Here is a 14392-nt window from a genome sequence, read left to right as displayed (position 1 = left end):
CGCAAGCCCCTCCCTTGTCACCGTGCCGACGGCGTCGCACCATGCAGCGTGAGGCGCCCCACCACCAGCATCGACAGCAGGCTGGCACCGATGCCCACCAGCGCAGCCACCCAGTAGTTCTGTACCAGCCCCTGCGCATCGCGGCTGATCAGCACCCCTCCCACAAAAGACGCAACACCCATCGCCGCCGATTGCACGGAGGCGTTCAGCGTCATGAAGGTCCCCCGCAACGGCGCATGCGCCGCGGAGGCAATGATGGCCATGCCGGGAATCATGCGACCACTGACAAAAGTGAACATCAGCGTGGACACCATCAAGACGCCCCACAGCGGCAACCCCTGCACCAGCGTGATACCCAGGATGCAGGGAAGGCCTGCGAGCGCCAGCCACCGGAAGGTGGGCACTTTGCCATTCCGGTCGGTCATGCGCCCGAACAGGCGTGCCGTGAACAAGGTCACCACCCCGCCGCACAGGTACACCAGCGGCACCTGATCGGCGCGCACACCCGCATTGGTCTGCATGTAAATGGTGATGTAGGGAATCACCGTAAAACCTGTAAACATCAGCAACGCCGAGAACAGAAATGCCCAACGGTGGTTGCCATCCGCCAGCACCTGGGTGATGCCGCTCAGCACAGACCGCCCGTGGGCAGCCTGCACATGGCCTGCCATGGTCGGTAGGGTGCGGGCCGCCTGCACGGCCAGCACTCCCACCATGGCGGCAATGCCAATGAACGGCAGGTTCCAGCCCCCATACTGCGCGAGGATCAGCCCCAGGGGCACGCCAGCCACCGTGGACACAGAAAACGACGTCATCACGATGCCCATGGCACGCCCGCGCCGCTCGAAGGGCACCACGTCCGCCACGATGGTCTGCGACAGTGCTGACAGCACGCCGCCAAAAGTCCCCGCGAGAATGCGCGCCACCATCAGTGTGCCGTAGGTGGGCGCGAGGCCGCAGGCCAGCGTCGCCAGCCCAAACAGAACATACAGCACCAGCAGCAGCCGCTTGCGCCCGAAGCGGTCGATGTAAGTCGAAGCCAGCAGGCCCGACGCCCCCGCCGACAGCGTATAGGCCGACACCAGCAAGCCAAACTGCGCATCGGTGATCGCAAACAGCTGCGTGAGCTGCGGGCCCAGCGGCATCATGATCATGAAGTCCAGAATGTGGGTGAACTGGATGCCTGCCAGCGTCAGCAGCAGCCACAGCTCACGGCGGGGAGAAAGCTCGGGGGTAGAAGAAGACACAGCAGACGGCCGCAGGGGCCCAGGCAGGTTCAGGGCCGCCCAGTGTGCCGCATGCATCCCGGCTCGCACCCCTGCCGCCGCATTCCTTTGTGAAACCGCCGCGCTCCAGGTCGGCGCGTAAAATCCCTAGGTTGCGCCCAGGCGCTACCTGTCGCATCCCCTCCCCCTACGTTCTTCGGACTGCCCGCAGCGGATACCCACCGCCCACACCGACACCATGACCCAGCCCAGCTCCACCGCCCTGCACACTTCGGCCCTGACTTCGCTGCCCCTGCTGGCACGCGGCAAGGTGCGCGACAACTACGCCGTGGGCGACAACCGCATCCTGATGGTGGCCAGCGACCGCCTGTCGGCATTCGACGTCATCATGGGCGAACCCATTCCAGGCAAAGGCGAGCTGCTCACGCAGATGGCCCTGTTCTGGTTCGACAAGCTGGGTCATATCTGCCCCAACCACCTGACAGGCGACGCCCCCGAGAGCGTGGTGAGCCCCGAAGAAGCGCCCCAGATCCGTGGGCGCTCGATGCTGGTCCAGCGCCTCCAGCCTATCCCGGTCGAAGCCGTGGTGCGCGGCTACCTGGCCGGCAGCGGCTGGAAGGAATACCAGGAGTCGCGCTCGGTCTGCGGCGTGCCCCTGCCCGAAGGTCTGACCAACGCCGCCAAGCTGCCCGAGCCCATCTACACGCCCGCTGCCAAGGCCGCCATGGGCGAGCACGACGAGAACATCACCTTCGAGCGCACGGTGGAGATGATCGGTCTGGACCTGGCCACACGCATCCGCGATCTGAGCATTGCCATCTACAAGGCAGCGGCCGACATCGCGCTCACCAAGGGCATGATCATTGCCGACACCAAGTTCGAGTTTGGCCTGGCACCCGACGGCACGCTGGTGCTGATGGACGAGGTGCTGACCCCCGACAGCTCCCGCTACTGGCCCGTGGAAGGCTACGCGGAGGCTCTGGCCAAGGGCGAAAACCCGCCCAGCTACGACAAGCAGTTTGTGCGTGACTGGCTGGAGCAGGCCCAGGTCAACGGCAAGCCCTGGGACAAGACCCCCCCATCGCCCCGCCTGCCCCAGGCGGTGATTGAAAAGACGGCGGCCAAGTACCGCGAGGCCCTGGAGCGGCTGACAAGCTGACCTGGACTGCTACCAGCGTCTGTGCACCCGTGAAAAAGGCCCTTGACGGGCCTTTTCTCTTTGGCAGTGCGTTGTCTCAGCTCAGCACGACGCTCGACAACCGCCGGCGGTAAGTCGCCACCACCGGATCTTCGGGCGGGATCTGGCCATCGGCGACCTTGGGCTTGGGCGCCTCGATCAGTTCGAGGATGGCGACATAGGTCTTGCGGGCGATCTCTTCGCTCCACGCCTTGTCGCGCATGAGGATTTCGAGCAGCTCATCCATGGCGTCGGTCCAGCGCTGCTGAGTGATGAGCCAGCGGGCCCGGGCATAGCGGGTGTCAAAATCCCGCTTGTTCGCGGCGATTTTTGCCTCAAATCCGGCCTCAGCGCTAGCGTCATATGCGCCAGACGCTACAAAATCAAGAGCATCCATCCAGACCTTGAGGGCGCCTAGCTTGCGCGACATGGCGGCCTTGGCGATCACGGGTGCAAAAGCCACCTTGGCATCGTCCTCGCGCCCGAGCTGCAGCAGCAGCTTGACGTAGTCAAAGCGCGCGTCGTCGTTGGCAGGGTCTGTCACGACGGCGTGTTGCAGCTTCTCCAGTGCGGTGCCGGTATCGCCCTCGGCCAGAGCTTCCTGCGCTTCTTCTTCCTCGGCCTCGGCCACCATTTCTTCGGCAGTAGGCACGTGCTTGTCGAGGAAGGCGCGCACCTGGCCTTCGGGCAAGGCGCCCATGAAACCATCGACAGGCTGACCGTTCATCAGCAGCACGCAGGTGGGGATGCTGCGGATGCCGAACATGCCTGCCAGTTGCTGCTCCTGGTCAGAGTCGATCTTGGCGAGCTTGAAGCGGCCGGCATATTCCGTCTCCAGCTTTTCCAGCACCGGACCCAGCGACTTGCAGGGGCCACACCAGGGCGCCCAGAAGTCCACCAGCACGGGCACGTTCATGGAGGCAGCTACCACCTCGGCTTCAAAGTTCTCTACGGTGACGTCAATCATGATGGTGTGGGGCCCGGGGCCTGTGGAGCAGTTTGCGCTCTATTTTGGCCCATCGAAACAGCCCCACACCCGCCAGGGAGGCGCAAAAAGTAAAATCGCGGGTTCTACCTACAGCGGCTGGGCAGGCAACGCCTGCCGGCCAGCACCCTCCACACCATGAAACCCATCCAGATCGGCGTGGTCATGGGTTCCAGCAGCGACTGGGACACCATGCAACATGCAGTGCAAATCCTTGAACAGTTCGGCATCGCGCACGAGGCCCGCGTGGTGTCGGCCCACCGCATGCCCGATGACATGTTTGCCTACGCCGAGGTCGCTGCAGGCCGGGGCCTGAAGGCCATCATCGCCGGGGCCGGCGGCGCTGCGCACTTGCCCGGCATGATCGCGGCCAAGACCACCGTGCCCGTGCTGGGCGTGCCTGTGGCCAGCCGCCACCTGCAGGGCGTGGATTCGCTGCACAGCATTGTGCAGATGCCCAAGGGCATCCCTGTAGCGACGTTTGCCATCGGCACAGCCGGCGCGGCCAATGCAGCCCTGTTTGCCGTGGCCCTGCTGGCCAATGAGAGCCCCGAGCTGCGCCAGCGCCTGGAAGCCTTCCGCGCCGAGCAGACGGAAGTGGCCCGCAACATGACCCTGCCGCCCGCTGCATGAGCGCCGCCATGCAACCCTTGCTTCCCGGATCGACGTTGGGCGTTCTGGGTGGCGGCCAGCTGGGCCGCATGTTCGTGCACCAGGCCCAGGCCATGGGCTACTTCACGGCCGTGCTAGATGCCGACCCCACCAGCCCTGCCGGGCTGGTGAGCCACCACCACATCCAGACGGGTTACGAAGACCCGCAGGGCCTCGCGGAGCTGGCCCGCCTGTCGGACGCGGTGACCACCGAGTTCGAGAACGTACCCGCCGCTGCATTGGCCACCCTGGCCACGCAACGCCCCGTGTCGCCCGCTGCCGGCGCCGTGTCGGTGGCGCAAGACCGTGCGCGCGAGAAGGCGCACTTTATGGCCTGCGGCGTGCCCTGCGCGCCGTATGCCGTGATCGAAGCCGCAGAGCAACTGGCCGCCGTATCCCCCCACCTGTTGCCCGGCATCCTCAAGACGGCCCGCATGGGCTACGACGGCAAGGGCCAGGTGCGCGTGAAGACGCCCGCCGAGCTGGCCGCTGCATGGGATTCGGTCGGCCAGGTGGCCTGCGTGCTGGAGAAGATGCTGCCGCTGCAGCTGGAATGCTCCGTCATCGTGGCGCGTGGTACCGATGGCACGATGGTGCACCTGCCCGTGCAGCGCAACCTGCACCGCGACGGTATCCTGGCCGTGACCGAGGTTTATGAAGGAAATCTGCCGCAAGCGCTAGTGGTTCAAGCGGTAACCGCTGCAAAATCTGTAGCAGAAGGCCTGCAGTACGTGGGTGTGCTGTGCGTAGAGTTCTTTGTGCTGCAGGACGGCAGCCTGGTGGTCAACGAGATAGCCCCACGCCCGCACAACAGCGGCCACTACAGCCAGAACGCCTGCGATGTGTCGCAGTTCGAACTGCAGGTGCGCACCATGGCCCGCCTGCCGCTGACGCAGCCGCGCCAGCACAGCGCTGCCGTCATGCTGAACCTGCTCGGCGACCTGTGGTTTGCCCACGGCGACGCGGCGCAGACCCCGCCCTGGGCCCAGGTACTGGCCCTGCCCGGCACCCACCTGCACCTGTATGGCAAGCGCGACGCCAAGCGCGGCCGCAAGATGGGGCACCTGAACATCACCGCCGCCACCCCCGAGGCTGCGCGCGCCACGGCCCTGCAGGCTGCAGCGCTGCTGGGGATCGAGCCCTTCTGAGCCAGGCTGTTTCCATGATTCTCGACGGCAACGACCCCCAGGCCATCGCCACCGCTGCACGCGCAGTGCGCAGCGGCGCCCTGCTGGGTCTCCCCACCGAAACGGTGTATGGCCTCGCGGCCGATGCCAGCAGCGATACCGCCGTGGCGCAGATCTTTGCCGCGAAGGGGCGGCCCAGCGACCACCCACTGATCGTGCACGTGGCCAATGCCGAGGGCATTGCGCATTTCGCCAGTGAAGTGCCCGGCTTTGCACAAAAGCTCGTGGATGCCTTCTGGCCCGGCCCGCTCACGCTCATCCTGCCGCGCTTGCCCAGCGTAGCCACCGCCGCCACCGGCGGGCAGGACAGCGTGGGATTGCGCTGCCCCGCGCACCCCGTGGCCCACGCCCTGCTGGTGGCCTGCGCAGCCGCTGGCGACAGTAATGAGGCCGGCGGCCCTCCCGTGTGGGGCGTTGCAGCCCCCAGTGCCAACCGTTTTGGCCGCGTGAGCCCCACCGCCGCCCAGCATGTGCAGGACGAGCTGGGCGACGACCTGCTGGTGCTGGACGGCGGGCCCTGCGATGTAGGCATTGAAAGCACCATCGTGGACTGCACGCGTGGTGTGCCCGTGCTGCTGCGGCCCGGCGCCATCACCCGGGCGCAGATTGCGGCCGCTTGCGGCATGGCCCCGCTGTCCAAGGAAGACCTCCCCACGGCCACACCCCGCGCCTCGGGCACGCTGGAGGCTCACTATGCCCCTAGCGCCAAGGTGCGGCTGATGGACGCGAAGGCGCTGCAGACCAGCCTGGACCTGCTGGGTACCGATGCCGCCCACATTGCGATCTATGCCCGCGCTGCGTTGCGCAGTCGGTCCTCCAAGCTGGTCATGCGGCGCATGCCCGATGACGCGGCTGCCACAGCGCAGCAGCTGTTCGCCGTGCTGCGCGGTTTTGACGACGAGGGCGTGAAGCTGATCTGGATCGAGACCCCGCCGGCGAGCCCCGACTGGGAGGGCGTGCGCGACCGCCTGCAGCGCGCCTCCGCCGCCTGACCAGGCACGATGGCGCCGCTTTACATCCGTTGACTTTGCGTCGTTAAACTACCCCCCACTTTTCTGGAGAAATACATGGCAGCAAATTGGATGCGCCGCACCATCATGGTCGCCGCATGTGCGTCGGCCGCGTTGCTCGCGGCCTGCGGTTCCAGCACCACCGAATCGGCCATCTCGCCCCAGCGCTTTATTGCGTTCGGCGACGCCATGAACGATGTGGGGCAAAACGGCTCGCGTTACACCGTCAATGACGGCAGCGTCAACAACTGGACCCTGCAACTGGTGGCCAACTACGGCAAGTCGCTCGCCCCGGTCTCCGCAGGCGGCCTGAGCTACGCCACTGGCAACGCACGGGTCAGCGCCAAGCCCGACGCCGCAGGCAATGCCAGCACCCGGACCGTCACCGAACAAATCGATACCTTTCTGGCCAGTGGCAGCTTTGCGGCCACCGACGTGGTGATCGTGAGCGGTGGCGTCAGCGACGTGATCGCCGGCATGGCCGCTGTGAACGCAGGCACCCAGACCCAGGACGCCATGGTGGCCGCCGCCCGCAAGGCTGGGGAGGACCTGGCTGCACAGGTGCGCCGCTTGGTGACGGCGGGCGCCAAGTATGTGGTGGTGACCGGCACCTACGACCTGAGCAAGACCCCCTGGGCCAAGTCCATTGGCCGCGAAGCCCTGCTGAGCAACGCCAGCAGCCGCTTCAACGAAGGCCTGCTGGTGGGCATCGTGGACCTGGGCGCCAACGTGCTGTACGTGGACTCGGCCTACTACGTGAACCTGTACACCAGCGTGCCGGGCAACTATGGCTTCAACAACTCCACGGCGGCCGTGTGTACGTCGGTGGACGCGAACAACGGTATCGGCATCGGCGCGGGCCAGGTCAATTCGGCCCTGTGCACGTCGTCCACGCTGCTGTCGGGCGCGAATGCCACCTCGTTCGTGTTTGCCGACAGCGTGTACCTGACGCCATCGGCCCAGCGCCAGTTTGGCACCTACGCCTACGACCGCCTGCGCGCACGCTGGTAAGCCGGTGCGCTCCGCGCTCCACCCAGCAAAAAGCCGCCCAGTGGGCGGCTTTTTTGTGGGCCATCGATCTGCCCCGGATGAAGGTCAGAACCGATACACCATGCCCAGCGCCACCACGTTGGGGTTGAGCTTGACGTCGATGGTCTGGCCTGTGGACAGGGTGTTGCGGGTCTTCACAAAGGTCTTGTAGTACGCCACGTCCAGCGACCATTGGTCGTTGAGCGCAATGCTCACCCCCACCTGAGGCGTGAGGCCAAACCGCGATTCAGCGCTCAGCGTGGTGGGACGGGAGGGACTGCCACCGGTCAGACCAGTCAGCGCGGCGGTCCCCCGCTCCTTGAAGAACTTGGCGTAGGTCACGCCCAGGCCCACGTAGGGGCGCACCCGCGCATTGGCCTCCAGAAAGCGGTACTGCGCGAACACGGTCATGGGCAGCACCTTGACCTCGCCGATCTTGCCCACGCCGCCGATGGCTCCGGCGCCCATGATGTTGTGCTTGAAAGGCAGTGCCAGGGGCACGTCCACCGCCCAGTGGTCAGTGAGCATGTAGGTGATGCCGCCAGCCAGCTGCGTGTCGGCATGCACGTCCACCTTGGTGCCCGTGAAGCTGGGCGCGGACAGGTCGCCACTGGTGACCTGGGGCGCGATTTGCGTGGCGCCCGCGCGCACCAGCCAGCTGCCAGCGGTCTGGGCCTGCGCGCCGCCGGACAGGGTGAGCGCCAGTGCGGCCCCAACGCCAGCCAGGGAAGGGGTGATGGTTTTGTTTTGCATGGTGTATGAACCCTTCAACTGCCGATTACAGCCAGCCCGCGCGGGCCAGCGAACGCGATACCAGCTGGCTGACCAGCTGGTGGCCATACGGCGTGGGGTGGAAGCTGTCGGAGAACGCATAGGTCTTCCACCAGTCCGCGCCGCCCGTGGCGCCTGCGGGCGGCGTCTGTGCCGACAAAGCTGCCGCCGTGCACGTGGGGAAGGTATAGGTGGGCAGGCCGTCAGCACCTTGGCCGGTGATGGGGCACGCGGTGTTCTTGGCGTTGGTAAGCCCGAACTGTGCGGGGTTCGCCACCTGGTCGTTGAACGAGGTGTAGAAGTCCACCACCACCACCTTGCTATTGCCCGCAAAACGTTTGGCCAGCTGGGCGTTGAAGGCTTCGAGCCAAGCCTTGAGCAGCCCCTGCACTTGCGCGCTGGTGGCGGCGCCCGCTGACGCCGTGATACCGCCGAGCACCTGCTGCAGACGTGGCGTCTTGTCGATGGCCGGCATGTTGAGCACAGCCACACGCTGCGCGCCCTTGTTCAGTGCGTTGGCTTCTATCGCGTCGTGGAACTTGTCAGCCAGCGCCACCATATAGGCGCCGCCCACCTGGGCCTGACCCGTGGCGCCACCCGCGAGGCCGGCGTTGACCGTGGCCGCAGGCAGCAGAGTGGAGAGCAGGGCACCAAAGGCGGCACCGCCGTCCCTGGAAGCCGACAGGTAGGCACCGATGAGATCCGCAGCATCGTTGCCACCGCCGTCGATCAGCAGCAGATCACCCGCACTGAAGCCGTCGGCGCCTGCGTCAGTCAGTTGCTTGACGATGGACACGGGCGACGTGGGGGCCGTGAAGTTGTTGATGCGACCACCGCCGATGGCGTAATTGGTGCAGCCCGCCGCGTTGTTGAAGGCGCTGCCTGTGGACACATAGCGGGGGCACAGCGTGTTGCTGTAGCTGCTGGCCACCAGCTCCGGCCAGATGGGGGTGGACAATGGGCCTGTAGGCGCGCTGCCCTGCACCGTGAACTTGAAGCCGAACGTGCCGCTGTCGGCAATGCTGTCACCCATGACCTTGACGGTCTTGATGGGTGCCACCGGGGAGGTGTCGGCACCGCCGCCTCCGCACGCTACCAGCAACGACGCTGCTGCCAGAGAAACCCACAAAGCCTTGCGCTGGAAAACCATCGGTATCACTCCTGTTATCGTAAAAATAGAACGATCGTGCTATTCCTTTCCATCTTAGTTGCCAAAACAAAAAAACCCCACCGGGTAAACACCGGTGGGGCTTAGGGTGCAGGTTCTAAAAGCCTGTGTGGCGCTTCACACACGCCTCACAGCCGTCATTTGACGGTGTCGAACACCGCCTTGGCCTGCGCATGGCAGAAAGGTGGCTCATAGGTGCCGTGGTAGCTGCCGTAGTAGGTGGCAAACGCCGCCGAGGTGGGGTCGGTCGGCGCCTTGCCGCCGGGACCATAGGTGGCCTGGATGGCGGCGTCCACATCAACGGACGTCACATTGGTCACGCCACGGCTGTCAAAGTCGGCCTTCATGACGGACTGGTGCACGGCAGGGGGCACGGTGGGGTCACCTGCGCCACCACACAACATCACACGCGCCTTGGGGGTCCAGCCCAGCAGGTCGTTCTTTTTGGCGGCCAGGTACAGCGGGTGGGTGGTGCTGGTCTGCGAGCCAGTGATGAATGCCGACTGGAACAGCGCGTCACGCGCCTGGTTGGGTGTGCCCGAGGGCAGCGTACCCGTGGTCACCAGGGTGGTGTAGTTGAGCGTGGGATTGGGCAGCAGGTTCTCGATGTAGCCCGAGTACGGTGCCTTGAACACATCCTTCACATCGGTATAGACGTTGCCATAGACCTTCTGCCAGGCCGTGACAAGGTAGGGCACGAAGAACTGCACGCCCGCGATCGCGTCCGGAATGCGCAGCGAACCCGACAGGTTGTAGGGGCCTGCCAGGTGTGCGCCTGCGACCACATTGAATTCGTTGCCGTAGTCCCGCTCAGCGGCGCGCTGCGCTGCCATGGACGAGTGGCCGCCCTGCGAGTAACCAGTGAACATCACCTTGCCAGACAGCGTGGCTCCCACCGTGCCGGCCGCATTGCGTGCAGCACGCACCGAGTCAATGACCGAGGTGGCTTCCGAGTCGGCATGCAGGTAGGGGTGATAGCTGTAGCCCGACTTGGCAAAGCCCAGGTAGTCGGTGGCCACCACCGCATAGCCCTGCGCGGCGTACATGGCCGCCAGCAGGAAGGTTTCGCTGTCTTGCGGGTTGGCCAGGGTGCGTGGCTTTTGCATGTCGGTGCCCTTGGCATAGGCCACCAGCGGGGCGGCCGTGGTGCACGTGCCGGCCGGCACCAGCATCACGCCAGAGGCGTTGGTGTTTTCGCCGCTCTTGGCACCCACAGTCGCATAGTTCAGAGACACCACCTTCACATCGCACTTGGCCTTGCCGCTGAGCGCCTGCAGGCCGCTGCTGGCCGTGGCCGCGTCGATCTGCGCCACGGTGAGCGTGGTGAGCGTGGCAGGTGGGTCGATCAGTGCGCCGCGCGCCGGGTCGTCAGAGCCACCGCAGGCGACAAGCAGGACCGCTGCAGCGGCCACACAGGTAAGGCGGAAATAGGTCATGGATGGATACCTCGGTCAGTGAAGAACGACGCATCGTGCGCGCACCTGCGCTGCAGCATCCATAGGGGATAACGCGGGAGACCACGCGCGGCCAGACACCTAGGCGACAGCGCGCCGGCGCCTGCGTGACCGCTCAGTCGGGACGGCGTACGCCGTACAACACCTTCATGCCCAGAATGGTGCCCGCGAGGGCCAGGGTGATGGCATTGGCCACCACGATGGGCCAGGCCGCCAGCGCCAGGCCGTAGGCCAGCCACAGGGCAACCCCCACCGTGAAAACGCTGTACATGCCCAGCGAGATACCGCTCACGTCCCGCGTGCGAAAGGTATGCAAGGCCTGCGGTACAAAGCTGCAGGTGGTCAGGCAGGCGGCCAGGTAGCCGATCAGTTCATAGAGTTGCATGGTGGGGAAAGCGCAGGGCAGCAGCGATTATTCACTGCTCGCGCGCCGTCCAGTCGATGAGGCTGTCGAGTACGGGCCGCGCTGCCCCTGCATTGGCGTGGTTGACCACGGCCACCAGCACATAGCGGCGCCCGCTGGCGGCATGCACATAACCTGCGACAGCCATCACGTCGCGCAGGCTGCCTGTCTTGAGGTGGGCGGTGCCAGCACGGCTCTGGCTGCGGCGCAGCGTGCCGTCCACCCCCGTGATCGGCAGCGACGCCACCAGCTCGGGCATCACGGGCGACACCCAGGCCACCTGCAGCATGCGGGCGAGGGCCTGCGCAGTCAGGCGGGCGTCGCGGCTGAGCCCGGCGCCGTTGTCCACCTGCGGCAGGTCGGCATCGCCCATGCGGGCCTGCCACCACTGGCGCAGCACCTCGCGGGCGCCGTCGAACGTGGCCACACCGTTTTTTTGCAGCGCCAGGGTCAGAAAGACCTGCTGCGCCATCACGTTGTTGCTGTACTTGTTCACGTCGCGCACCACCTCGGCCAGTGCGGGGGACGTGACCACAAACGCGGGCTTGAGACCCGGGGGCACCTTGCCGTCGCGCACGCTGCCCGTGAGCTTTCCACCCAGTTCGCGCCACATGCCCTCCACTGCCCGCGCCGCAAAGCCGCGCGGGTCGGCCGCCGCCACCGGCCACACGCGTTCGCCACACGCTGCGGGGTACACGCCCTGGAAAGACACCCTGGAGGGGTCGGACAGCTCCGCCCGCAAGGCCGTGCGCCAGTCCCCACAGTCTGCGCCCGGCGCCGCCAGCGCCACCGTGGACTGACGCTGCACCCCGGCCAGAGGCGGGTCGTACTGGATGCGCGCCAGACCGGCGGCCCCATCGGGCACAAAGGTCATCACCGACGATTTGTAGTTGAGCAGCAGGGCGTCGGGTGAGGCGTTGTAGGGCCGCAGCGGCTCGCCATCAAACCGCGCCGGGTCCTGGTCGGGCACGTCGAACGCCGTGCGGTCCAGCACGATATCGCCCACGATGACCTGGATGCCCTGGCCCTGCAGCCGCCGCATCAGCAGCCACAACCGCTCCATGACCAGCTTGGGGTCGCCCTGGCCCTGGATGTACACATTGCCCCGCAAGCTGCCGTCCTGCACCGTGCCCTGCACGTACACCGGCGTGTTCCAGACATAGGCGGGGCCCAACTGCTCCAGCGCCGCGTAGGTGGTCACCAGCTTCATCACTGACGCGGGGTTCACGGGGGCCTGGGCGCGGTGCGAAAGGCGCGGGCCGGCCTTGCCGGCAGGTTGCGCGTCCACCACCATCACCGCCAGGGCCTCGCGGGGCAGCTTGGCGCGGGCCAGCGCGGCCTCCACCTCGGGCGGCACAGGGCCGGTTGCCGGCGCCACTGTCTGCGCACCCGCCGGGCCCGCCGCGCCCACCACAACGAGCCACGCAGCACCCCAACCCAACACACCACGCAGCACACGGCGGCGCCAAAGAGCAGAAACAGACAACATGGCGGTGAGTCTATCGCCCGCACACCCGCACTGGGCCCCGCGTCAGCACAGCATGCGGCGGGCGCCGATAATCGCGCGATGCGTTTTTCTCCCCGCACCATCGGCTTGCTGGCGGCCGTGGTAACCGTCACCATCTGGACGGGCTTCATCATCATCGCCCGCGCCTCGGCCCAGCGCACGCTCACCCCGTTCGACATTGCGCTGCTGCGCATCGTGGGCGCCAGCCTGGTGTTGCTGCCCTGGGGCTGGTGGATGGTGCGACAGCGCCAGGCGGCATCGGTTGCCTCGGCACCGCCGTCCAGCCTGGCGGGCATCTCCCCCCTGCCCTTGCGCACCACGGCGCTGCTGGGCAGCTTTGGCGGGCTGCTGTATGCGCTGCTGGCCTATTCAGGGTTCTTCCATGCGCCAGCCACCCATGCGGCCGTGCTCATGCCGGGCAGCCTGCCACTGTGGACGGCGCTGCTGGCCGCCTGGCTGCTGCGCGACTACATCACCCCGCTGCGCGCCGCCGGCCTGGCGCTGATCGTGGCAGGCGATCTGCTGGTAGGCGGGCGCAGCCTGCTGGCGGCGTTTTCGGGCGGGGACGTCTGGAAGGGCGACCTGCTGTTCGTGCTGGCCGCGTCGTCCTGGGCCACCTACAGCGTGCTGGCGCGGCGCCACGCGGTCGATGCGGTGCAGGCCACCATCGCCATCACCGCGTTTGCCTGCATGGTGTACCTGCCCAGCTATGCGATGCTGGTCTGGCTGGGTGCGGTCACCAGCCATCTGGCCCAGGCGCCGTGGAGCGAGATCGCGTTCCAGATGCTGTTCCAGGGTGGCGGCTCCGTGGTGATCTCGGGCATTGGCTTCACGCGCATGATCCAGCACTATGGCCCCGTACGCTCGACCATGATCACAGCCTTGGTGCCCGGCCTGTCGGCCATGGGGGCAGTGATATTCCTCAATGAGCCGATGCACTGGAACCTGGTGGCCGGCCTGCTGCTGGTCACCGCCGGTATCCTCGTGGGCGTGCTGCGCAAAAGCCAGGCTCCGGCGGCCGCTGCCAACGCAACCTCCTGAGAGCCTGTGCCCCGACCGCGCCACCCAAGACCTCCACACCCTGCCCATGAATCTGCTCGCCTTTGACACCAGTACCGACACCCTCTCCATCGCCGTGCAGCATGGCGATGGGGTCTGGCAGCACCAGGGGCCGGGGGGAGCGCAGGCCTCGGCGGCACTGATCCCTGCCGTGCGCGCGCTGATGGCGGAGGCGAGCTTGACCTTCGACACACTGGATGCGGTGGTGTTCGGGCGCGGCCCCGGCTCATTCACCGGGCTACGCACCGCCTGCGCCGTGGCCCAGGGGCTGGCCTTCGGTGCCAAGGGCGGTCAGGGCGTGCCGGTATTGCCCGTGGACACCCTTCTGGCCGTTGCCGAGGAAGCCCGCCAGCAGCACGGCTGCACCCACGTGGTGGCAGTGCTGGATGCCCGCATGGATGAGGTCTATCACGCGCGCTGCGAATGGTTGCCCGCCGAAGCCCGCTGGCAAGCAGACGAAGATTTTGGCCTAGGGGCGCCCGAGTCGGTGCAACCGCCAGATGGTTGGACGGTAGCCGGCAATGCCCGCGCAGCCTATGGCGACCGACTGGCACCGAACGCCACGCACGTCACCGCTTTGCCCACCGCCACGGCCCTGCTGCGCCTGGCGCCCGCGCTGATTGCAGCGGGCCATGCCGTGGCCGCTGGTGACGCCCTGCCGCGCTATATCCGCGATAAAGTGGCGCAAACCACCGCCGAACGCACCGCACTGCGCGCCGCCCAGGCGGCTGTGACGCCCTGAAAAAAGGGGTGAACGAATCCAGC

General features: G+C 66.6%; 14 protein-coding genes. 7 read left to right on the top strand and 7 right to left on the bottom strand.

The genetic code is table 11. The features are described from left to right. Positions 1–17: 17 nt before the first annotated feature. Positions 18–1247 (bottom strand): MFS transporter, encoded by a 1230-nt coding sequence (locus tag AC1Q64_RS16390; RefSeq protein WP_291437748.1) that lies wholly within the window; start codon positions 1245–1247, stop codon positions 18–20. Positions 1248–1464: 217 nt separating this feature from the next. Between AC1Q64_RS16390 and AC1Q64_RS16385 the strand changes: the two genes are divergently transcribed. Further along, positions 1465–2385 (top strand): phosphoribosylaminoimidazolesuccinocarboxamide synthase, encoded by a 921-nt coding sequence (locus AC1Q64_RS16385; protein WP_291437751.1) that lies wholly within the window; start codon positions 1465–1467, stop codon positions 2383–2385. 76 nt (positions 2386–2461) lie between these two features. Here the strand turns inward: AC1Q64_RS16385 and trxA are convergent, their stop codons facing one another. Then, positions 2462–3370, bottom strand: coding sequence for a thioredoxin (gene trxA, locus AC1Q64_RS16380; RefSeq protein WP_492252076.1), 909 nt, complete (start codon positions 3368–3370; stop codon positions 2462–2464). Positions 3371–3526: 156 nt separating this feature from the next. Between trxA and purE the strand changes: the two genes are divergently transcribed. The 4 genes from purE (at position 3527) to AC1Q64_RS16360 (ending at position 7247) form a co-directional block, all read left to right on the top strand. Next, positions 3527–4021 carry a 5-(carboxyamino)imidazole ribonucleotide mutase gene (gene purE / locus AC1Q64_RS16375; protein WP_291437755.1) on the top strand — a complete coding sequence of 165 codons (495 nt, stop codon included), beginning with the start codon at positions 3527–3529 and terminating at the stop codon, positions 4019–4021. After that, entirely contained in the window at positions 4018–5187 is a 1170-nt protein-coding gene (locus tag AC1Q64_RS16370; protein WP_492252075.1) for a 5-(carboxyamino)imidazole ribonucleotide synthase, read from the top strand. Before purE ends, AC1Q64_RS16370 begins: the two co-directional genes overlap by 4 nt. Before the next feature lie 14 nt (positions 5188–5201). Then, positions 5202–6218 carry an L-threonylcarbamoyladenylate synthase gene (locus tag AC1Q64_RS16365; RefSeq protein ID WP_492252074.1) on the top strand — a complete coding sequence of 339 codons (1017 nt, stop codon included), beginning with the start codon at positions 5202–5204 and terminating at the stop codon, positions 6216–6218. 75 nt (positions 6219–6293) lie between these two features. Then, positions 6294–7247, top strand: coding sequence for an SGNH/GDSL hydrolase family protein (locus tag AC1Q64_RS16360; RefSeq protein ID WP_492252073.1), 954 nt, complete (start codon positions 6294–6296; stop codon positions 7245–7247). Positions 7248–7331: 84 nt separating this feature from the next. Here the strand turns inward: AC1Q64_RS16360 and AC1Q64_RS16355 are convergent, their stop codons facing one another. The 5 genes from AC1Q64_RS16355 to dacB all read right to left on the bottom strand — a co-directional run bounded on the left by AC1Q64_RS16355 (position 7332) and on the right by dacB (position 12550). Continuing rightward, positions 7332–8018: an OmpW/AlkL family protein gene (locus AC1Q64_RS16355; protein WP_492252072.1), complete on the bottom strand. Its 687-nt coding sequence runs from the start codon at positions 8016–8018 to the stop codon at positions 7332–7334. 25 nt (positions 8019–8043) lie between these two features. Beyond that, complete coding sequence (locus tag AC1Q64_RS16350) at positions 8044–9186, bottom strand: SGNH/GDSL hydrolase family protein (protein ID WP_492252071.1); 1143 nt, start codon at positions 9184–9186, stop codon at positions 8044–8046. 155 nt (positions 9187–9341) lie between these two features. Beyond that, entirely contained in the window at positions 9342–10640 is a 1299-nt protein-coding gene (locus AC1Q64_RS16345) for a lipase family protein (protein ID WP_291437767.1), read from the bottom strand. Positions 10641–10773: 133 nt separating this feature from the next. Further along, the gene (locus AC1Q64_RS16340) at positions 10774–11043 is read right to left on the bottom strand and encodes a SemiSWEET transporter (protein ID WP_492252070.1); all 270 of its coding nucleotides are present in this window, start codon (positions 11041–11043) and stop codon (positions 10774–10776) included. A gap of 31 nt (positions 11044–11074) precedes the next feature. Continuing rightward, the gene (dacB, locus tag AC1Q64_RS16335; protein WP_492252069.1) at positions 11075–12550 is read right to left on the bottom strand and encodes a D-alanyl-D-alanine carboxypeptidase/D-alanyl-D-alanine endopeptidase; all 1476 of its coding nucleotides are present in this window, start codon (positions 12548–12550) and stop codon (positions 11075–11077) included. Positions 12551–12628: 78 nt separating this feature from the next. Here dacB and AC1Q64_RS16330 point away from each other — a divergent pair, with 78 nt between their 5' ends. Then, a complete protein-coding gene (locus tag AC1Q64_RS16330) occupies positions 12629–13609 on the top strand; it encodes a DMT family transporter (RefSeq protein WP_492252068.1) in 981 nt (326 codons plus the stop codon). A 46-nt stretch (positions 13610–13655) separates the two neighbouring features. Next, complete coding sequence (gene tsaB, locus AC1Q64_RS16325) at positions 13656–14369, top strand: tRNA (adenosine(37)-N6)-threonylcarbamoyltransferase complex dimerization subunit type 1 TsaB (protein WP_291437773.1); 714 nt, start codon at positions 13656–13658, stop codon at positions 14367–14369. Positions 14370–14392 lie beyond the last annotated feature (23 nt).

The organism is Acidovorax sp. GW835-FHT14G06 (assembly GCF_058793595.1).
This window is presented reverse-complemented; position numbering and strand designations above follow the sequence as displayed.